Raw genomic sequence first — 21,446 nt, forward strand, 5'->3', positions numbered from 1 at the left:
CATTTATATCTATCGGAACAACAGAAAACAATCCGTCCCGCCTCATACACATTACAATGCACGAAGCGGGACGGAAAACAATTAAATTAAATAAGAAAAAATATATTTATAGCAACCAGCGACCCACATTACGAGTTTCAGCGCTGAACTCAACGCCGACCTTCACTACTTCGCGACTGTCAGTCTGATAAGGTATCAGATAACCTTTCTCATCAATCTGCTGCAAAGCTTGTTCGGCAGTACCGTTCAGTTTGAATTCGAATATATAAATGTATTTGGGAGTCTTCACCACGGCATCTGCACGACCACGCGCACTGCGAACTTCAGCATCCGTAAATTGCCCCATCAGCTTGAAAACTAAGTAGAACACCACCTGATAATGACGCTCAGTTTGGTCATTCAGTTCGTAAGGAATATCCGCAAAGAAAGCTTGAAGACGTGTGAGGAAAGAATCAACATCACCTGCACGAAGCTCTTGAACGAACTTACCGATATAGAAATTCTGATCATTATCTTTCAATGAAGTATAGTAAGGAATCACAAAGTTCATAAAACCATAACGTACCTCATCGTTAGGAAAAGCCAACCAATAATTGTCAAACTCTTTATCGTATCCCTTAATCGTCAGATACCCGCTCTGATAAATAAGAGGAATCGGATTCATCACATTCATGCGATATTCCATAAAGGAAGAAGCAGGAGCTTCGATGCCATCAAGTAGAGTGCGCAAATCATAATCGCTCTGTTTAAGCAACTCCACCAAAAAAGTCGGGGTACCGGTTTGAAACCAATAACTGCCCAATTCCTTTTTACTGAAAGCATTCAGTACGCTGAACGGGTTGAAAACCCCGTCGCCTTTGGGATGGAAATGATAACCGTCATAATTCCGTTCCATAGCAGCCACCGTTTCTTCAGGAGTTAACTGGTTAACTTTACCAAAAGATTCAATTTCAGGTACAAAAGTATCCTGTAACTCTTGTCGGGTAATCCCACAAAGGGTGGCATAAGAATAGTCAAGACTGATGTCGTTCAACTGGTTCAAATCGCTGAACACGCTCACCTGTGCAAACTTTGTCACCCCCGTAAGGAATGCGAAACGCAAGTAGCGGTCAGAGCTTTTCAGTACACCGTAGAAAGCTTTCAACGTCTGGCGATAATCTTCCAGCAAAGGTAAATTAGTCAGACTCTGTAACAGTGGTTTATCGTATTCGTCCACAAGAACCACAACTTGGCAACCCGTCTGCTCGTAAGCACGTTGCAACACATAAGCAAAGCGTTCTTCCGGACTTCGACCTTTCTTTTCATCACCGTACAACATCTCCCATTTCTCCAGATGCTGATTCAACATTGCTACCAAATCTGCCGGAGTTTCGTACTTTTTCGCATTCAAATCCAAATGAAGCACCGGATGCTGCTTCCATTCCGTTTCCAACCGTTCTACGGCAAGCCCCTTGAACAACTCCTTCTTCCCGAGAAAATAAGACTCGAAAGTAGAGAGTAGTAGGCTCTTACCAAAACGGCGCGGACGGCTCAGAAAGTAGGGTTTACCTGTATTGGCTATCTGCCACATCAGAGCAGTCTTATCCACATACAAATAATTACCCTTTCGGATATCCTCAAAAGTCTGTATGCCTATAGGTAATTTACGAAGCAACATTGAATCCATAGCTTATTTCTTTGTATCGTTAGTGACACAAAGATAGCAATTGTTTTCCGTTATTCCAACATGTCAAAGATCAAAAATTATCTGTCATAATTAGTTCTGCACACATCGTACGCTGAAGCCGTATGCTTTGTCTACCGTTCCATAATCACTTCCGGGAGGAGCGTATTTAAACTCGACATAGTAACCATAAATGCTACTTGATTCAGCAGCGCTGTACATCGTAAAAGCAGGAACTAAGCTTGCCGCAAAGGCTTGAGTTTCTCCAGTAGCGTTACTCCGGTATGGGTCACGAAGTAATCCCGTTCCATATTCACGCATTCGAAAAAAAGGAAACCAGACCTTATCTCCTCTCGGAGTTGTATATTCCATACCATTTCTGATATTGAAAACGCTTTCAGTTATAGATACATTGCTATTTCTCCATTCTATCCCGGTCAGCATCCTAAGTGTACTCCAACTAAATTCAGAGAAAATATTTTTTGTGCCATCTGCTTTCTGGAAATCAGGAACCCTCCACCCCGAAGGACATGGATCATAAATCTGCTTTATCCCCGATCCCCAACAATTATCTACATGAAGGGCTTTATAAAAAGCATCCGGGTGTTGTATAGCCAGTTCTAAACTTCCGTTCGATAATTTTCGCAGCTCTATTGTTTTTCCGACCGCATCAAACATCAAGCCGATATCATCCCGTCCTCCATCGGCCGAACCGGGCATCGGATCTTTGCGTCCCCATTGGTAGATATTCCCGTAAGCACGGGCCGATTCAAGTGCATTGTTTTCCGAATAGGTGTTGCGCAAGGCACCTAAAGCTCTATCCATTATAACTTTGCCATAAAATTTTCCGGAACTATAAGCCCATGCAGGTCCACCATATTGATGGACAGATCCTCCGGAAGTGGCGTTCACAGCTTTTGTCAGCTCCGCTTTCTGAGTTTCAGTACTGCTGATTGCGGTGGCATTGATACGTGCCGGCACATAATCGGTTATCCAGAGGTGCCAACTCCAGATAATTGTACCGCTGCCATCATAAGCAGCTATTACAGCATTGCCACCTTGCGTTTGAGGTACTTTAACGTACACCCGTGCATTATCGTGGTCAGTAATGTTCTCATAATTGACCAAATTTTGATGGTTATCGGCATCTATCGCATATCCCATTACCAGTTCCCCCGACGTTCCGTTATCTTTACTTTGCCAAAGTAACTGCACCTTCGCAATACTCTTTCCGCTCAGATATGTGTTCAATCCACCCTCACCTGCTTCATGTTTATACGGATTGAAGCAGATATTTGTACCCGGCAGCATCATCAGGCAGTTCGATGTAGGCACAAGGTTCGTACTTACCACCGGCGTCTGGTCCAGCAGCTGGATACGTCCGTCCAACTGGTAGTTTGCAGAGTTGATATGAACCGTCCATTCATAATCCGTATTTTCATAAAGATTGAAATCGGTAGTCTCCTTGCCTCCCAGATAGACACGATAATAAAGACGCTCCTTCTTTTGGGAGTTATCCACCACAAGTTCCACATATGAGGCAGCAACAGGTGCATTCTCTTTCGTACGGTAATAAGCCGAAGTAGCATTGGCTGATATTCCACGTACATTGGCAGGTATCCAGACCGTCTTTGTACCGTTTGCATTTGCCAGTTCAGTATCCATCAGACGGTAGTAGTCCACAAATTCCACAACCGTAGAAGGATAAGTTATATCCCATTCAGTTTCTTCTTTATTAGGCAGAAGCCGATAATCAGCAGGCACTTGGCAAAGCTTTACTTCCTTTAGTTTGTAACCAGCAGTAGTAAATTCGCCGGATACATCCCAGTTCACCGTCAACCGTGTCGCAAGCCTCCTCAATAAAAGACGGACATCGTAATTACCTTCCTTGCTCTGAATGACAGGGATACCGCCAACCACAGCTACCTTCACATGCTCCAGATGAAGCACATAAGGCATTTCATTGATACCTCCCGAACCAGAAGGGTCAACCGCGCTTATAACTGACGATTTTATAATCATGCTCTGTACCTTTCCTAAAGAATTGCTACCCAAAGCACTCACCGCTCCGCCACTTCCGCGTGCCACAAGTACAAGTTGGCAATCACTACGTTCCTTCAAATTAACACTTAAAGATTTCCCAATTTCCACATTTCCATAATCATTTCCTGTTCCCGTTATATAATTCCCGTTTGACTCATACTGCCGGATTTCAAGGTTATAAAGTTTATCGGGAGTACCTGCCGAAGCACGTGTTAACACCGGAGGTACGAGGCTCGCGTTGAAAGCAGCTATGCTGCTTTCAACGCGAGCCGTTGCGGCGAGCCGTTGCGGCGAGCCGTTGCGGCGAGCCGTTGCGGCGAGCCGTTGCGGCGAGCCGTTGCGGCGAGCCGTTGCGGTACAACTCATCACCAGTATCTTCTGCAAAACCAAAGTTCAGCGACACCGCCACCAGTTTTTCACCCACAGATGGAGATACTGTTTCATCAATCCGTTCATCACATCCCGTTAATCCCACACAAGTGACCAATACCCCCCAAAAAATCAATAATATCCATTTCATATCATTATTATATTTATATCATTCATTTATACCTATCGGAACAACAGAAAACAAGCCGTCCCGCCTCATGCACTTGTTATGCACGAAGCGGGACGGAAAACAAACCCCATGTCTCGTTACTACTTTACTCTACATTTTTAATTATCCATTCCCCATGTCTATACCCACCTTTACGACCAATCAAATTTAAAGCTTTTAAATCTGCTATAATACGCGTAATAGTTCTCTCACTAACGCCTATATTATCAGCCAAAGTTGCAGCTTTTATTTTAGGATTATATTTTAAAGCTTCATAAACATTCCGATGCAAAGGTGTCGGTATTTCTATTCCGCCATTTATACGACCAATTTTCCTAAACTCAATTTCTTCTGCACAATGGGAAATCTTCTCTATAACTAAAAAAGTAGTACCCTCTTATAAAGATACTAATTGTTTTCCGTTATTCCAACATGTCAAAGATCGAAAATTATCTGTTATTTATTCCTGTACACACCGTACAGAAAACCCATACCCATCTTCCACCGGATGCTGAAAAGAGAGTTTTCCTGTTTGAATTTGATAGATATAATGATTAGCTGTTTTCGACAAAGTAGAAGCCCAAAGAAAGACCGAATTGTTACTTACCGAACTTCGATACTTGCCGGAAGTCGTTTCGCGCAAAGACACCCCCGGAAAGAAAGCAGACTTGTTTGAATAACTGCCTGCACTTTCACCGGAACCGCCAAAATATAGAAAACCGGCTCCCGGTACATCTACTCCATTCGCTGAAATGCCACCGTTACTTTTCATCGAAGTAAGGTTCTCGCCATTCCAATACATGATGTTATCATTATTTCCGTATGCATCTTCATAGACAGTGGAAGCATTCGTTGATCCAAATCCTGCACACAAAGAATATTTAGCACTATTTGTCTTGTATTCATTCAAAGGAACCTTCCAGCCATCAGGACATGGGTCGTAAATAGTCTTGTTCCTACCATTCCAAGCAGAACTTTTATCTGAATTTAGAATACCGCCTCCTCCCGGATAATAAAAATTAAGCGGAAATTGTATCAGCGTCTGATAAGGTACACTGCTCCTACTGATTTTCCCTATTTCAGTTGTTTTCCCATATCCGTCATAAATTGTCTTCACCTCATTAGTAGTACCATCAGCCGTACTGAAGAACGGATCTTTCCGCCCTCCCTGATAAAGCAATCCGAAAGTACTTACCCTGTCTATCAAATTTGCCTGCAAACCAGCTTTCGTTGCTCCTAAGTTACGGTCCATTATCACCGACTTATAGAAAGCACCGTCGGAACTTGTCCATGAAACACCTCCATATACCTGTACCATACCGCCCTGAGTTGCGTTTTGAGCAGCCGCAATAGCCATGCTCCGTGTAGCATCATTGGTTATATTGCTAACATTCATCACAACAGGTACATAATCACTAATCCAGATATGCCAACTCCAAACTGTTTCTCCCAAACTATTTTTAGATTCAATTACCGCATTTCCTCCTTTGGTTATAGGTACTTTCACATGTACTAAAGCATTGTCCTTATCCTCAATATCCGATACATTTACCAAATTTTCATGGTGATTGTCATCAATCACATACCCCATCACCAAATCGCCCGATGTTCCTGCGTCTTTTGTTTGCCACAATACCTTTACCGAACTGATTGCTTTATTTTGTAATATTACGCCGCCTGATACCAATTCATCATTCCATCCACCTGTCCCGGATGTATGTTTATACGGATTGAAACAAATATTCGTGCCGGGCTTCATCATCAGGCAGTTCGATGTAGGCACAAGGTTCGTACTTACCACCGGTGTCTGGTCCAGCAACTGGATACGTCCATCTGTACGATAGTTAGCGGAATTCACCGTGAGCGTCCAATCATAATCCGTGTTCTCTTTCAGATTGAAGTCGGTAGTCTCTTTACCACCCAAATAGGCACGGTAATAGAGACGCTCCTGCTTCACCGAATTGTCCACCACCAATTCTACATACGAAGCAGCGTCAGGAGCATTCTCCTTCGTGCGGTAATAAGGCGAAGTAGCCTTTGCCGAACTGCCCCGCACATTGGCAGGTATCCATACGGTTTGCTTTAGGGTCGCCAGTTCTGTAGCATCTGTTATTCGATAAGTATCGCCAAACTCTGATACAGCCGACGGATAAGTCGTTCCCCATTCCGTTGACTCGGTTGTCGGAAGAATACGAAAGTCAACCGGCACCTGACAAAGCTTAACCTCCTTCAGTCCATAATGATCCGTTGTCAGTGCATCCGACATTTTCCAGTTTACGGTCAACTTCACAGCAAGGCGTTTCAGTAGCAAACGGGCATCGTGAGCACCTGTCAAGCTTTGTAATTTGCCGTCGCTCGTTACGTTTACATGCGGCAAATGGAGGATGTAAGGCATCTTGTTCATCTGCGACTGCGTTGCCCCACTTGTAGGAATATTCTTAAAGACTTCGCTCGGCATTATCAAGCTCTGGAAATTGGAAAGATTACCCGAAACGCTGGGTTTCGTATTACCCTGCCCCCGTGCAAAAATTACCAGTTGGCAATTATCCGCTTGCGTCAAAGTAAAAGTAAGCTTTTCACCGATGGTGGTAGCTCCGGCAGTATATTTCACACTTCCAATCAATCCCCCTGCTTGTGTATATTGTATCACATGAAGTTCATACAACGCATCCGGCTGAGTAATCTCCGTTGTCGTTTCTCCCGACCGCGTCCGTACTTTTGGAGTAGGTGTCACTACAAAAGCATCACTCTGTGCCTCCACCACTGCCGTGCCACTTACCCGGGTTGTTTCCGAAAGGTCATACCCGTCTTCTTCATCGGCAAAGCCAAATGATAATTCCACCTGTACCTCTTTCCCGTCAGGTATAACCGGAGCAGGTGCATCCAGATAATCTACACAAGAAGCTGTTCCTGCGAGTAGAACGATTGCAAACAACCCTTTCATTAAGCCTATCCGGTATATATGTTTCATTAGTCCCATTTTTATCCTGTCATTTATTTGAACTCCACTTCCTTCTTAATCGTCTCCACATCATCAAACACCACAACCGCCCCGTCAGTGATCGTCACACGTATATCGCCACTATTAACGCCACTGATGTTTACAGCCAGTTTATATTCATATCCCCGTTGTATATTGTAATCTTTCAACAAGTTACCTCCCAGATAAATACGATATTCCACTTTTACGATACCCGGATATTGTTCCGTAGACGTCTTGGGATATTTATAGTTTCCTGTCAGCACCACGCAAGTACATCCTGCCAATGTACCATTCGGCCCTTTCTCTTCCAGTCCTTTCTCCGGAAAAGAGGTTGCCGTGCCTGTACCACGCAAATTTTCAGGCATATAAAAAAAGCAAGGAGTTCCAAAATCGAGTGAAGAGTTCCTGATAACAACAAAACCAGTCGCAATCTCCGATAATACCGGATAAGTGTCCGATAATTTTCCTCCTCCACGGCTGTAAAGCGCCATCTTTTGGGGAAGGTTTTTCACTTTCACCGAATCTATCTCTATAGATCCTTTAAAATCAGCCGTCTTATTCCATTGTACGGCAATACGTGCACACGGATGCTGCAAGGGAGCTACCAGCACTACCTTACCGGTCGCATCGGGGGAATACTTCAACGGACCGCAAGTCAAAAGTGAAGGTTGGACCGTTTCTCCCAGATTAAGGTTGACGGTCTTCTTTTTCAGTGCCGCCTCACTTCGGTCTGCTGTTGTTGCTTTGATAAAGTCCGTCAGAAAACCAGTACCTGCATTGACTATAATATAAAAGTTACTTTTCACATTGGAAAAATTAGAGGTGGTAACCTTGATTGTCTGGTTAGTCTCCGTATTTCCAATGGCATCACCGGAGAAGTTGTTCCCCATAATGAAGGCTCCCGTATTTTCATTATACTGCAATACCCATACATCACTAATGGTAATATAATCTAAAGCTCCGCCACGAGTGGTTATATCCAAAGCAGGAGGCAGTGAAAGTTGAAAAGTAATCATTCCTTCCTCCTCCGGAATTGTTATCTCTTCGGCACAACCACTCCAAACAACGGAAATCATTCCCAAGCAAAACAGGAAAAGCCATTTACAAATATATCTTGTCTGTTTCATATCCGAAAGTTATTAGTTCAGTTGCCTCCCAACCCATCTGAAGAAAGGGTGATCGTATCATATTCTCTCACTGCCAGCGTCAAATCGGTAGGCGACAATATTCCATAAAAAGTCAAGGTAAATTCAAACTCGTACGTCATACCAGGCAATAACGTTTTCTGTATGGAAGCTTCATAGGAATCCGTAACAGATTTGGTTTTATTCTCATACCATACTGTCAGGTTAACATCAAAATTCAATAACTGCGACCCATCCACCGGAAGTACCACAGATGGTGCACTCACCCAAGGTATTCTGTAGTCATTTTTGTTCTCACTTGTAAATCCGCCAAAAGTATAAGAGTCCTTATACACATCTGCAGAAGATGCAGCCGGTATAGCATCCCAATCCGAATTACCCAAGCCATAAATCAGCGACAAAGGCAATCCGGTTATCTTGATATAGTTCGGCTGGTCAATCCCGGTAATTGCAACCGGAGAATTAGAGTTTCCTTTCACCTTTACCTTCACCTGCGCACCCAAACGGGTAAACGGATTGTTCAATTCTACGTCCAGCTTGCTGTCACCCGTGCTGTTAGGTTGTACCACTACATTCTTCAATATGGTGTACATTACGTCTTTACCGTTTCCGGTTTTAATATTACTTGTTCCGGCTATCAGTTCCGGTGTTTCACTTTCCAGATTATAAGACACTAGATACAGGTCGTACGCACCACGATACAGATAAAGGTCCCCCGTTGCCATGGCAGACGTGGTGACTGTAGCAGCAGTAATTACCGTATAAATAGCGGTCGCTTTTGGTGAAGTCAGATCCGTAGCATCCTTCGGATAAGCATATACACGGAATGTTTTTCCCACTGCCATATCCTGCCGTACCTCTTCGGCACGCGTGTTCGCTTTCTCTTCCACTTCTGCCGTATAGCAGTAAAGTGAGAAACTCACAGCAACCGGCTCTCCTGCATCGGGTTCGGGCACAGGAGGCAATATATCTGCAGAGCTGCATCCGGCAGGTACTACTACGCCCGCAGAAAGTAAAATCCAAATGCCTATCATTAAAAGTTTTCGTTTCATATCCACCTTTCCTTACTAAATACCAATATTCGTATTCTGGTTTGCATCACTTTTCCAGTCATCTATCTGGATGCCGTTCAACCCTGCTTTCATCTTATCCACCGTAATGGTATACACATAGTGGTTACCGGCAGTCCATTGCACGGCATTCACCACCTTTGTTTCAAAAGTACGGTCTGCCGTTTCGCCGTCGACACGTACCGTCAGACGAAATGAGAGGATAGACTCCGATGCCGTCATCGGTGCAATGAGGCAGGTCACGTTCGGGTTAGTCAGCGTGGTGGTCAAAGTTACTCCTGTTGCATCGGTCAATGTCAATGAAGAAACAGATGCCAGACCGTTCAAAACACCCGTACGCAGGTTCATAGTCCCTACACCCGTTTGCAAACGGTTTGTGGCACTAAGTATTTCTACCGATTTCAGTAGTAATTTCTCTGTAGCGGCAGTCGATTTCTTCACTTTAAAACTAACCTTGGCAAGGGCATGACGCATCGAAAAGCTAACGGTTCGTAGCGACGAAGTGACATGGGTATATTCAACGGAAGATACCGTCACCGTATTTTTACCACCTGTAACAGGACTGGCATATAAGTAATCGTCCTGATCCGTTGCCTTAAAGTCCCTAGAACCGGCAGTTACGTTAACCGATGCAGCTACCGTATGATTGCCATCCGTACGATTGGACACGCTGCTCACCACCGGATAGCAGGCATACAAATAGGCTTCTCCGCCATTCTCGGTCGCTATCAGCGGTGCATTATCCGAACTCCAGCTACCTCCCGATAAAGTATATTTTGACAACGGATTACTGCCGTATTCCGCATGAGTGGTTTTCGTTGCATACACACTGATTGTTTCAACAGAAGTCACAGCAGCGCGGGTAGATGCAGCGGGATCTCCCGCCATGTCCACCGATTGTAATTGCAGTACCTCCTCTTCCGGTTGCGGTACATCCGGTAAACCGCTTCCCTCACAGGCTCCCAACAGCAGAGAGCCGAGGAAAAGACAACCTATTGTTTGTATGAAGTTTCGTTTATCCATATCTGTTTCCATTATAGTTCATTTTCCATATCAGGTAGCACTACCGCTATCCTCTTCTATCGGTTCGCTGAACGGAAGTACCGTTACACCCGTCAAAATCAATTCATTCGTCGAAGTAAAGGTATATTGATAATTATACCCTGCCTTCATTGTCAAAGAGGTAGATTGGTTATGACTCTTTGTACCATCTACATCGGCAACCAAAGTAATAATATATGTCCTGCTGTTTCCCGGCTCTATAATACCTGCAAAAGAATAGCGTTTCTTATTGGTAGAAACACTGGTTTGCAAAAGATTAATAGTCTCGCTTCCACTACCTCCGCGTATAGCGGTTCCTGCTACCGAAGCGGTAACTGAGTTCTGTACATCGCCATAGGAAACTACCACACTTATCTTTGCCACTGCCGGAGTAAAACTGAAAGTCACTTTATTTCCATTCAGTTCTCCTGTAGAGGTTAATTTCTTACTTTTCCAGAAACCGGCAAAAGTATTTTGGTCTTGCAGTATCCCTGTATAACCGGTAGGATAAGAAGCTGTAAATAGATCACTGCTACTGGTGGTAGTAATGAAAGTATTTGCATCCTTGGGCTTCCATGTATTCGTACCTTTCGTATAAGTTACTGCCGTTTCGCTATTCTTCTGAATCAGAATTTCATCAGTGTTGTCAAATGTCAGTTTGTCGTAATCCGACGAACTGACGGTACTTTCCGTCGTGCGGGTAGTAGTTTGCGGGGCAATCTCCGCCGATACCTCCAGCATGCGTGGCGCATCGTCCTCCTGTTGCGTACAGGAAACCAAACACCATACACCGAACATCATTATAAGTATCTTATTCATATCTTCCATACAACTTTTAAAGACTTCCGTCAAAGACAGATTCATTCACCCAAGGTTTGATTGTTTCACCTACCGGAACCAGTACATCATTCTGTATCGTCAACGTATAGATATAATTCTTTCCTGCAACCCTGCCGCAGGAGACTTTACATTTATAACTCACCCCATTCGAAGTAATTACCGTCACATTTATATCCGTAGCCACAGCTTTCGGAGCAATGATAACATGCCAGTCATGTTTCGTATCGTCCGGACGGAAGGGATAGACATTCTCATCGCTGCTGCCACCGGAATAGAGTCCGACTCCTTGTACAGAGAAATCAGAAGTGGCGGGTAATGTAACCTTACCCTCAAACTTCAATGTAAGTTTCACATTTTTATGTACAAACCAGTCCGGATTTTTAAAGGACAGCACACCCGTATTCGAAGCCTTCACCGTTGCCGGAGTCTCCAAGCGGTTGCTCAAGCGGTAATTCTCCACAGTCTTCTGGTCAGAACGGACACCATTATAATCCAATGGATAAACTGCCTGATAGGTAGCACCGGACTCAAACAATAAATCACTGCCTGAAATAACAGGTGCCCAAGCCGTGCCATTATAGATGTAATCCACCGTTGAAGAAGCACTACCGCTACGGGTACGGGTAATACGGATGCGGTCGTTAACCTTGAACGTACTGCGGTCATACTCATTCTCAGCAGTAGCACGGGTAAGCGTTTCGTTGGACGAAATGCTTTCAATACCGGCAACAAGGGTCAGCGGACTGCCATCCGGCAACGGCAAAACATCACTTTCGGTACAAGCCGCACATAGCACCACCCAACAAGCCAAGCATCCAATTATATATTTTCTCATACATTTCATCTTCCAATACATTCTTAATTCAACACCGGAGGCATATCTGCACTATCTTCAATCTTCCCCCAACTCTCAATCTCCGCATCAGAGATAGTAATGCCGCGCTTTCCTAAAGTCAGGGTATAAACATAACGTTTTCCCTTTTCCCAAACCTGATTGAAAGCATCGGTACTCTCAATGACCAAGAGGCGTTCCGTATCTGTCTTACTCAGCGAGGCTTCACCCAGCAACAGAGAAAGCTTGATGGTAACACCGGTAGTTGCCGCAGCCTTAGGAACTACCAACCCGTATGCTACGATAGCAGGACTACCCACAACACCCACCTGTTTTGGGTTTGCCGAAGGGGTAAAAGTCAGTTCGCCGGCGTTTGCCTGCCCGGACAGTGTACCGGCTGCCAATGTCATGGAACCACTGCTGACCACCTTAAAAGGTGTCGCGCTATTGTTAGCGGTCAAAGTAACCTTCTTCACATAATCATATGCAGCATCCGCAGGGCGGTCAGCGGCATTCACCATGCGAAAAGCAATCTGTGCCAGCGCGTGTTGCATATAGATCTTCGGAGTGAATGCAGTGTTACTCACTGAGATAGCCACTTCCGAGCCGGAAAGCCCCGTACCTGCACCATACATATAGTCGTTCACGGAGCACTCATACTCGTTCGCCCCATTGAAGGTTTGCGCGGCAGGTATACCTACAGAGATGGTAGGTCCTCCGGACGCATTTCCCTTCACAGTCTGTGCAGAGGGCGACCAGGCAAAGAGTCTTCCCGCTATGCCGTGTACATAAACTTTAGTTGCCGAAGTCCACACATTTCCTGCTACCGTAGGTACAGTGAAAACCGTACCTGTAGCCGAAGTTCCGGGATAAAGAGTCATATCCGACGCACGGCCCACATAGATGCCAACAGTATTAATCCGATCGGCGGCCATACCAACGTTATTCACGATGGAACGGCTGTCGGCAGGACTTGTGACAGCGGTAGTAACACCGGGTTGCAGGGCAATACGGTCACCTTCTTCAATCAAATTGTTTTCCTCCACACATCCCCCTATAAAAAGGGGGATGCAGAGGAGTAAAAGGGTTTGTTTCATATTATTTTATATCAAGATCTCCACCTGCCACTTCAGTCCATTTTGTAACTTCAACCTCAGTGATACTAACTTCCGTACCGCCCAGTTTTACCGTATAAAGATGGTTTGATCCGGCAAGCCATTTACCTGAATTAGCCGTGGGTTGTTTCAAGTTCACCGAATAATCGGCTCCGTCTACCGTAAAGGTTGCTTTTATCTTGTCAGTTCCTATTGCATCATTGATAGGCAATACCAGAATACTAAACTTCCTAGAAGTCCCTTTATCAGCAGTCAGTGTATATCCATTTAGAATAGTACGTGTGTACTTGGCATTCTGTGCAGCACCGGGGGTAAGCATACCGTCGGTTATCCTCATTTTCGGATTGGTGCCTTTACTTAACACATTGCTACTTGCCGCATTCTCCACTACAAATTTTGTCAAACTGCCCGCACCTTGGTAAGAGGCGTCTTTATATACCTGAAAACTTACCATAGCAAGAGCATGATTCATCACAAGCTTCACACTGCTTTTTTCCGATGCATTCGATACCTTTTCGACTTTTTTTGCCCACATACAATCTACTTCACCAGCAGCAGAAGCTATAGCCGTACTGCCACTTGCTGCATTATCGACAGCGGTAATAGTGGTAGCATCGGTTCCCTCCAATAAAGTAACGGATATATTCAAATCGGCATCATGCTTTGGTATGGTGGGATAATAACCATAGATAGTAGCTTCTGCATTCGTCAGGTAAATCTTATCCGTTCCGCTATTACCCCATTTGCTACTACTATATGTATATACCGCATAATTATTAGTCTTAGCATCGGTATAATCAGTACCTGTAGCATATACGGCTACCTTCTGCATAGACGTCGCTTCCTGTATGGCGCTGCGTGTTGTTGCCACCATAGGATCTATCTGCAATTCCACCGGTTCCTTATTTTCGGTATCCTGCGAAATTTCATTTTCGCATCCGGCAAACAGCAACATGCAAGGCAATGCCCAATACATATACCGGAGATTCATTTTTTGCTTATTCATACTAATCATCTCTTCTATTTCTTAATTTCTCTCTCCTATCTCCACATCACCCGCCTCTACCAGAGTCCATTCTTTCACCTCTACTGAGGTAATGGAAAGAGATTTATCGGCAATACTCAAAGTCACTTCGTGGGATATACCTGCTTTCAATATATCCGCCGCAGACACTCCGCCATAGGAAATTTCGATATTGCTAAATGTACCCACAGAGGTTTCTACCGTCAACGTGTATTTACCGGTATTACCGAGTGGCGGCAGCATCAGATTGCCCACTGCCACAGCAGTAGTACCCGTAACGTCCTTACCGCCATCTTTAGGTGTCAATGACAGGCCGGGAGTTGTAGCCGAAAATGCCGGTACTCCCGTTGCCAAGGGAACCACCGCCTGCGTCAGGGCCTCATTCACCGTGATACGTGTAATCTTCACTGCCAGTCCATCCGCCTGCTTCTTGCATGCCTTAAAGCAAAGGCGTGTAAGAAGATGGTTGAATGTGAGGGATTTGTCCTTATCGGACTGCGTATTTCCTGAGAACTTTTCGCCATCCCAGCAGTTACCTTGCAACTCCTTTACATATAGTAAATCTTCTTGCCCGGTCAGCGTGTAAGAAACCTCTCCATTGGTTGGTACAGCCTGGGGGGAATAGGCCACCAGATAGAGGTAAGCTCCATAACGAGGATAAAAAGGAGAAGCGGACGTAGTGCTTCCCTCTTTAGATGTCCACGTCATAGTCCCCTCCGCACCGACAGATGCCTTCCAGACGCCTTCATATTCGTCGTCACTCAGGGAAGTATAGTTCCCCTGGGTTGTAGAGAAAGCAACCGAAGCAGTGAATGCCTCTTTGGGTTCGGTACGGGTAACCACCGAGCCTTGTATTGCACCTCCACGGGCACAAAGACGTATCGGAACTACCGCCTCGTCCGTATCAGGCAAAGCGGTAATGTCCGCACAACCTTGCGAAAGCAAGAGCAGGCAATAGCTTGACAAAATTCCAAGTAGTTTCCGTTTCATACACATGACACAAGGTTTAATACATTATTTCAAATCGGCATTACCGGGAGTTCCAACTACCCACTTGGCTACAGTAGCAGTAACGTCAATGATAGCAACACCGGAACCGGAAGCCGCTTCAGGTTCAGTCACATTCAAAGAAATAAGGTGTGAACTTCCTGTTACAGTAACTAAGTCGGAAGTAGTATCTTTAATGGGCACATTAGAAAATAGCAAATCAGTTCCGCCAACAGTCAAGGTTACATCCAACTTCACTAAAGATTCTCCCTTAATCATAACCGGATTGCCTATCTTGGCAAGTGTTCCACTCAAAGCAGGATTGTTAATGCCAGGTACAAACAGTGGTGATGCACTGCTCCAGGTAACAACACCATCTGCTGCATTTACCGATTGGGGAAGCTGTGCGCTCTGAACCTTGATATTCTTTACAGTCACGGTCTTACCATCCCAATCACCGGTACCGGAAGCCTCAGTCATTTTCACTTGAAAATTCAATTGGGTAGTGAGGTGGTTGAAAGACAGATTAATAGGAGAAGCCGGTGTGCCTTCGCTACCTGCATCCACAGCCGTAGCATACATCACGTCCTGTTGTCCGTCTACATCGTTCATGGTAACAATTGTACCCGAAGCAGCCAGACTACCGGTAGGAGCCACTGCCGCCAGATAAGATTTCATTGTGGACGATGTATTATCATAGTAAAGCGTCGGGTTCAAAGAAACCTCTGTACTTGTTCCAGCCTTAAAGGAAGCTGTAGATGTGTTAGCACGGACTTTTAATTCACCGATACCGGACGTAATATCATTTGATCTTACCGCAATGAAGCTGCTCCAGTCTGCACTTGCTCCGTCACACATCAGCACGGTTGCCGACACATTATTACCATCCGCTACCACAGCACGGGTCAATCCCTGCACACTCTGTCCGATACGGATTGCTTTTGCATTCACCTGAACATCGGGTGTGTTTGTGTTTTCACTCTCACTACAGCCGACTGCCAATAGCGTCAATACTGCCAAACCAATTCTTGTTTTCATTTCTAAGTTCGTTTTAGTTAATATACTATTAAATATAAAATTCTTTATTCTTTGCTTTTATCCTTATCCGGAACAATTTCGCCACTACCGCCGTTGCCATCTTTCCACGAAGTTACCGCAGCTGTAACACTGATCTCCACAGGATCGGGAGAAACAGGATCAGGAATGTCAACCTTTACTGTATAGGCCACTCCACCCTCGCCCGAGCCGCCTTCAAAATGAACGGGAAGTTCCGTATAGACCAAGTCATGGGCCGGTTCGTTATCAACAGCCAAATGAAGGTCTATCGTAAATTCAGCATTCGGCTGCACAAACACATAGCCCGGAAGATCGGCGGCACCGTTCTCGAAGGGGAAGCCGGAACCGTTTCCCGTAGCGTCATAAACAGTGACGGAAATCGTGGAAGCGTCGCTGCTCAGTTCTTCAGTCAACAGGGAAAGTGTCACCTGACGGGTCAAGCCATTCAAGTGAAGTGCACGAATACTGTATTTGTCGGTTTCGGCAGCATCCAATTTCAGATGGAAGCTGAGTTTAGTCAGAAGATGGCGATGGGTAAGCCGCCGCTCCTCCTCCATCGTGAAAGGATTATCCTGCGAACCGGCAAGTTCAGGACTCATTAGCAGATCTTCTTCTCCCGTAAGGGTATGGACCAGCGTACCGTCCGCGCTCAAAGGTGCGGGAGGATAGAAACTGCGCAAGTACAGGGGACTACCATCCAAGGGATAATAACGTACAGGGGTAAGCACTATTTCGTTATCAGTGGCCACGCCATCCCAACACTCCGTATAGCTGCTCGTGGCAGTTCCACATGCCACACAGAGAGGCGTACCGTCGAAAGCGTCAACGGCGGCGCGGGTCTGGATGCCGGTATAGAGACGAACAACAACCGGTTCGGGATCAGGTTCCGGTTCGGGACGCAGTTCGAGGGAGCGCTCCGTGCAGGAGGCAAGAAGTGCCAGAGATAGCAACAGCAGATATAGCTTGAATATGTATTTCATACGTTCCATAATATCCTCCTATTTGGTTAACCAGCGGTAGCTGATACTGAGGTTAATACCCGTGATCCCCCAATGTTCTGAAGAGAAATCATGATGATAATAAGCATGCGGAGGCTCGTATTCGTAAGCCTTGCAGGAAGCCTTACGGTAACCACCACGTAATCCGGCTTCAAGACCCAAACGGCGAGTTAGGGGTACATAAATGCCCAATGAAAGCCCGGTGCTCCAATAAGTACCGGTAGAACAGAAGTCTCTTGGGATAGTATTATTGTCCGAAGCCGTGTCAGCATCGGGGGAAATACGATAGTCGAAATCTCCTGATTGCCCGTAAGTGCCGATGTAAAGCCAACGGTAGGTACCGGTACCGCAAAGCCAGAGACGAGGTTCGAAGCTATAGCCTGAAATCCCCCAAAACTTATTACCCTTGCCGCCTTCCCAACGACTGTATTCTGCGGAGGCTTGAACCGACCAGCAGTGGGCGAAGAAAAATTCAGCCGCAAGATTAGGACGAAAAGAGGCAAGGTCACCCTCTGAAGTGAGCCCCGCCCATGCAGACAGATTCGTTTTCAGTGCAATGAGGGGAACACCCGTCAATTTAGGACGGGAGACTGCCAAATTCGTTCTAAAAGTTTCCGGTATGACAGGGATGAAAAAGGTATTATTTTCATTATATATACCTTTGTCGTTAGATACAAGGGAGGTGTTTCTTTGCTCCGCCGCAGTTACGGTTAGCACTAAGGGTCGGGTGTCCGAACTTTTAAGCTGTACCGTACAAACTGCCGCGTTACGAAGCAAAGGAAGTAGCTTTTTCTGGATGTAATCGTAGGCGAAACCACAGTTTAGCCGTTTCAGCAGAAACTTGCAACGCTCCCTATCGAGAACCTCAGCCAGTATCCGTAACACGTCTTCACGATCGGGAACGGAAAGATCAGCAGTCACCAACTGGCGAAGCCCCGTCCAATTCTCGCCCTGCGGACGGATAAGGATACGGTGTTGATCAAGGTGCGGATATTTCCACAGAAGATAACCTTTTACAGCAACGGCACGTGTATGTGCCAGACGGAAGTTATAATGAGCATTGCCATCGGGTGAGGCATAGGCAGCAATGACCAGAGTGTCAATACGGGTAGCGGCAATGCTATCCGAAAAAAGGGAGCTAAACGCTTCCAAAGTATGTGGATTGTCCATATAGTCATATTCAACCAAAGAACGGTCGAAACGGAAATGGAGCAGTAAGGGACTGCCACAAAGCGTGTCGCTACCGGAGGACCAAGCGGAAGCCGGTAACAGGAAAAGGCATACTATCAGAAGGGCTCTTATCATCACTGTTTATTTTGTTCGATTCTTAAAAATCAGTCATCTTAATTTCCGAAAGGTAAATGCGAGTCATCTGATTGATGACGCCCAAACGGTTCGCAGCACCTCGAAAGCGGGTATATAATTCCTCCTTCGTAGGCTGGTTGCAGTTCAAGTGTTCGCCGGTAGCTTCCAGAACGTCCAAAAGAGATATGGTTCCATAAGGACGGCAAAGCAGATAGGACGACGGAACACCGGAAACGGAGTCGGGCGACTTCAAACGGATGAGCCCACCCGATACAAGTTTACATAAAAGCAGGTAGAGATTCTCCGGGGAACACATACAAGTTTCCAAACGGTTGGAAGAACCGCAAGAGATATCTCCTAAAAGTGCTATAGCTGTTTGAGTCAGAGGGGTTAACATGGCTTTTCTCGTCTATTATTTGTTTGTTTATCGTTTGTTACTTTTACTGTTACTCCGTAAGTAACAGGTAATGAGTATTATTACTCCGTAAGTAACGGAAAGTCACAAATACAAGAAATATAAAGCGTTATAGGCACGGAAAATATCAAAAAATAAGAATTACGTGAGAAATGAGCGTAGGAAGTGTAGAGTCCATGTTGAGCACAAAAACGTGGAAGGGAGAAATGTGGTGTTCTCATAGCAAAAAGGATGCACAGTATGTCTATTTATTGTTTGTTTGTCGAGGTTATAAGCTGAAAAACGTTAGTTCTGTATAAAATTTTAATTTTTATAATTTGTTTTTACGATTTTATTCATATCTTTGCCAACAATTAGCTTTCCGTTACTTACGGAGTAACACAGAATTTAAGCCCTATTCCACAAGGTTCTTCGACCTGTATATATGTAATCAATTATTATCCGATTTACTTTTTCGAGTTCATCACCCTCAAAGCTTTTCAGATAAGTCCGTGTGACCTCAAGGGAAGAATGCCCCAAACCTTCCGAAATAATTTCTTCGGGAACTTGGCAATACTTGGCAAGAGTTGCCCAAGTATGACGAGCAGTATATGAACTAACCTTCACTCCTTCCAGGCCGCAATACCTCGGAAGTAGGGAAAGCCCATAGTTCAGATTGCGGAGTTGGCTACAATATTCGTGGTAGATGCTTTCACCGGAAACCAAACCGTCGAAGAAACGAAACAAGTAAGGCGAGGCAGGATCAGTACTTCGATAGCTGTCTATCAACTTCATAGCCTCAGCTGTAACTGTAACCCTTAATCCGGTTCCTGTCTTTTGGCGGCGGTATTCAAGAAGTGTATGCCCGGAAGCATCCGTGTGGAGGTCGTCACGATGAAGATGCAGTAGGTCAACGTAAGGTATGCCCTGTAAATGAATCATCAAGGAAAATAAATCACGGGATTCACCCACAATAGCAGGCAAATTCTCCTCACCCGACAAATCCGCATCCAACAGACTGTGCATTTGTTCCGCTTGCAATGCACGCTTCTGTTCAGACTTTACACCGGTAAACACCCCACTGAAAAGGCGAAACTCTCCGGGAACAAGCTCGTTATCTACTGCACGGTTATAGATCGCACGTAAGGCACGTGCATACGTAGAAACAGTATTCCAACTGCAAAGCTTGGCACGAAGATGCTTCTCAAATAGTTTAAGGGAACGTCGGGTCAAACCTCCGAAGAAGATTTCACCACCGCCCACATACTCTGTAAATGCACGTAGGGCATACTGATAAACATGCGCCGTACCAAAGCGCTCTTCTTCTTTCAACTCCTCAATGACACTAAGCATATAGTCCGTAAGACTCAAAAGCTTGTTTCCTTTCTTGTTGTTCTCTTTTTTGTTACTCTCATTCATAATTCTTTCGTCTTAAAGGTAAAACACTTATTTTTTAATGATACATAGATTAAAAATACCAAAATGATATCAGAAATCATGAGACAACACAAGAGGAGATCAAAAGGTTTTGATAGTAGGGTAGGTTAAGCATCGTTAAAGTATTTAGGCATAAAACAGGAAATAATCAAGACAAAAAAGCCTTTTTTTACTATAACGGGCGCGCAAAAAGAAAGGTGAATACCAAAAAGTAATATATATCCACACACCATAAATACTTCCATATTGGTATGTGACCCTCCTCATTCATTTTTTGTATAGCTTTGTGCAAGACTATAGAGTGAATGCCTCGAATCTCGTAGAGAAACAGAGCGTTCATCGTAGAGAAACAGCCCGATTATCGTAGAGGAAACGACCGTTTATCACAAAGAGAATGCAAACCCGTGTAACCATTTGTATAACAATGCTTTGCCAGGCATCCGTCCTACAAATCCTTGTATGGATTTTTATGATTGAAGCAGATACTGAAATCCTTTGTCGAAAGACTCAGGAGCAAAACATTATAATTTACAAATAAACAACAAATGGTTACAATCACACTGCCGGTAAAGAATTACCTGGCAAAGTACATTCGTGTACATTATGAGCAGTCAACGGAAGACGGTGCCGTCCGTCTACCCAGTTCCGGAATCCTCTACAACTCCCTGTACCAACTCACCACCAAGCGTCCGAAAGGCGCTTCGTGGAAAGACGAAGGCAATCTGACACTCATTCTGCCCCACCCCGCTATCGGCAAGTCACCCGACATTTACAACTACCTAAGCCGGGAAAATGCCCAAATTCTGGAAAAAAAATCGAATGGCAGTTAAGAATCGAATTCTACGAATTCCTGCTAATGAATAAATTTAAGCAAGGCATCATGTATAAGAAATCAGTTCTTCTGTTTATGGAAAAATACAGTATAACAGAGGAGGAACTTTCGCCGGAGACACTGATAAAGAGTTTCCAGAGGTG

19 protein-coding genes are annotated in these 21,446 nt (G+C 44.9%); 1 reads left to right on the forward strand and 18 read right to left on the reverse strand.

Annotated features, from left to right (window positions below):
- Window positions 1-106: 106 nt before the first annotated feature.
- From Q1W14_RS18030 to Q1W14_RS18115, 18 genes are all read right to left on the reverse strand, one after another.
- Entirely contained in the window at window positions 107-1,666 is a 1,560-nt protein-coding gene (locus tag Q1W14_RS18030; protein ID WP_300703943.1) for an ATP-binding protein, read from the reverse strand.
- A 90-nt stretch (window positions 1,667-1,756) separates the two neighbouring features.
- Window positions 1,757-4,072: a DUF4906 domain-containing protein gene (locus Q1W14_RS18035; RefSeq protein ID WP_300703945.1), complete on the reverse strand. Its 2,316-nt coding sequence runs from the start codon at window positions 4,070-4,072 to the stop codon at window positions 1,757-1,759.
- Window positions 3,966-4,226, reverse strand: coding sequence for a hypothetical protein (locus Q1W14_RS18040; RefSeq protein WP_300703946.1), 261 nt, complete (start codon window positions 4,224-4,226; stop codon window positions 3,966-3,968). The genes Q1W14_RS18035 and Q1W14_RS18040 overlap by 107 nt, the downstream gene beginning before the upstream one ends.
- A gap of 124 nt (window positions 4,227-4,350) precedes the next feature.
- Window positions 4,351-4,536, reverse strand: a complete 186-nt coding sequence (locus Q1W14_RS18045) for an HTH domain-containing protein (protein WP_300703949.1) — start codon at window positions 4,534-4,536, stop codon at window positions 4,351-4,353.
- A 168-nt stretch (window positions 4,537-4,704) separates the two neighbouring features.
- Window positions 4,705-7,215 (reverse strand): DUF4906 domain-containing protein, encoded by a 2,511-nt coding sequence (locus Q1W14_RS18050; protein WP_300703950.1) that lies wholly within the window; start codon window positions 7,213-7,215, stop codon window positions 4,705-4,707.
- 23 nt (window positions 7,216-7,238) lie between these two features.
- Window positions 7,239-8,354, reverse strand: coding sequence for a DUF4906 domain-containing protein (locus Q1W14_RS18055; RefSeq protein ID WP_300703952.1), 1,116 nt, complete (start codon window positions 8,352-8,354; stop codon window positions 7,239-7,241).
- 17 nt (window positions 8,355-8,371) lie between these two features.
- Window positions 8,372-9,424 (reverse strand): hypothetical protein, encoded by a 1,053-nt coding sequence (locus tag Q1W14_RS18060; protein ID WP_300703957.1) that lies wholly within the window; start codon window positions 9,422-9,424, stop codon window positions 8,372-8,374.
- A 15-nt stretch (window positions 9,425-9,439) separates the two neighbouring features.
- Window positions 9,440-10,477, reverse strand: coding sequence for a fimbrillin family protein (locus tag Q1W14_RS18065; protein ID WP_300703958.1), 1,038 nt, complete (start codon window positions 10,475-10,477; stop codon window positions 9,440-9,442).
- A gap of 18 nt (window positions 10,478-10,495) precedes the next feature.
- On the reverse strand, window positions 10,496-11,302 hold the full coding sequence (locus tag Q1W14_RS18070) for a fimbrillin family protein (protein WP_300703961.1): 807 nt from the start codon (window positions 11,300-11,302) through the stop codon (window positions 10,496-10,498).
- Between the two features lie 16 nt (window positions 11,303-11,318).
- A complete protein-coding gene (locus Q1W14_RS18075; RefSeq protein ID WP_300703963.1) occupies window positions 11,319-12,158 on the reverse strand; it encodes a fimbrillin family protein in 840 nt (279 codons plus the stop codon).
- A 23-nt stretch (window positions 12,159-12,181) separates the two neighbouring features.
- Window positions 12,182-13,252 (reverse strand): fimbrillin family protein, encoded by a 1,071-nt coding sequence (locus Q1W14_RS18080; protein WP_300703964.1) that lies wholly within the window; start codon window positions 13,250-13,252, stop codon window positions 12,182-12,184.
- A 1-nt stretch (window position 13,253) separates the two neighbouring features.
- On the reverse strand, window positions 13,254-14,276 hold the full coding sequence (locus Q1W14_RS18085; RefSeq protein ID WP_300703966.1) for a fimbrillin family protein: 1,023 nt from the start codon (window positions 14,274-14,276) through the stop codon (window positions 13,254-13,256).
- Between the two features lie 21 nt (window positions 14,277-14,297).
- Window positions 14,298-15,284, reverse strand: a complete 987-nt coding sequence (locus tag Q1W14_RS18090) for a fimbrillin family protein (RefSeq protein WP_300703969.1) — start codon at window positions 15,282-15,284, stop codon at window positions 14,298-14,300.
- Window positions 15,285-15,308: 24 nt separating this feature from the next.
- Window positions 15,309-16,319: a fimbrillin family protein gene (locus tag Q1W14_RS18095; protein ID WP_300703971.1), complete on the reverse strand. Its 1,011-nt coding sequence runs from the start codon at window positions 16,317-16,319 to the stop codon at window positions 15,309-15,311.
- 44 nt (window positions 16,320-16,363) lie between these two features.
- Window positions 16,364-17,326 carry a fimbrillin family protein gene (locus Q1W14_RS18100; RefSeq protein WP_300703974.1) on the reverse strand — a complete coding sequence of 321 codons (963 nt, stop codon included), beginning with the start codon at window positions 17,324-17,326 and terminating at the stop codon, window positions 16,364-16,366.
- Between the two features lie 9 nt (window positions 17,327-17,335).
- Entirely contained in the window at window positions 17,336-18,640 is a 1,305-nt protein-coding gene (locus tag Q1W14_RS18105; RefSeq protein WP_300703976.1) for a DUF3575 domain-containing protein, read from the reverse strand.
- Between the two features lie 22 nt (window positions 18,641-18,662).
- The gene (locus Q1W14_RS18110) at window positions 18,663-19,037 is read right to left on the reverse strand and encodes a hypothetical protein (RefSeq protein WP_300703978.1); all 375 of its coding nucleotides are present in this window, start codon (window positions 19,035-19,037) and stop codon (window positions 18,663-18,665) included.
- A gap of 405 nt (window positions 19,038-19,442) precedes the next feature.
- Window positions 19,443-20,453, reverse strand: a complete 1,011-nt coding sequence (locus Q1W14_RS18115; RefSeq protein WP_300703981.1) for a site-specific integrase — start codon at window positions 20,451-20,453, stop codon at window positions 19,443-19,445.
- Window positions 20,454-21,016: 563 nt separating this feature from the next.
- Between Q1W14_RS18115 and Q1W14_RS18120 the strand changes: the two genes are divergently transcribed.
- Complete coding sequence (locus Q1W14_RS18120; RefSeq protein ID WP_300703984.1) at window positions 21,017-21,301, forward strand: hypothetical protein; 285 nt, start codon at window positions 21,017-21,019, stop codon at window positions 21,299-21,301.
- The last annotated feature ends 145 nt before the right edge of the window (window positions 21,302-21,446 follow it).

The organism is Bacteroides sp., assembly GCF_030151085.1.
Taxonomy (GTDB): domain Bacteria; phylum Bacteroidota; class Bacteroidia; order Bacteroidales; family Bacteroidaceae; genus Bacteroides.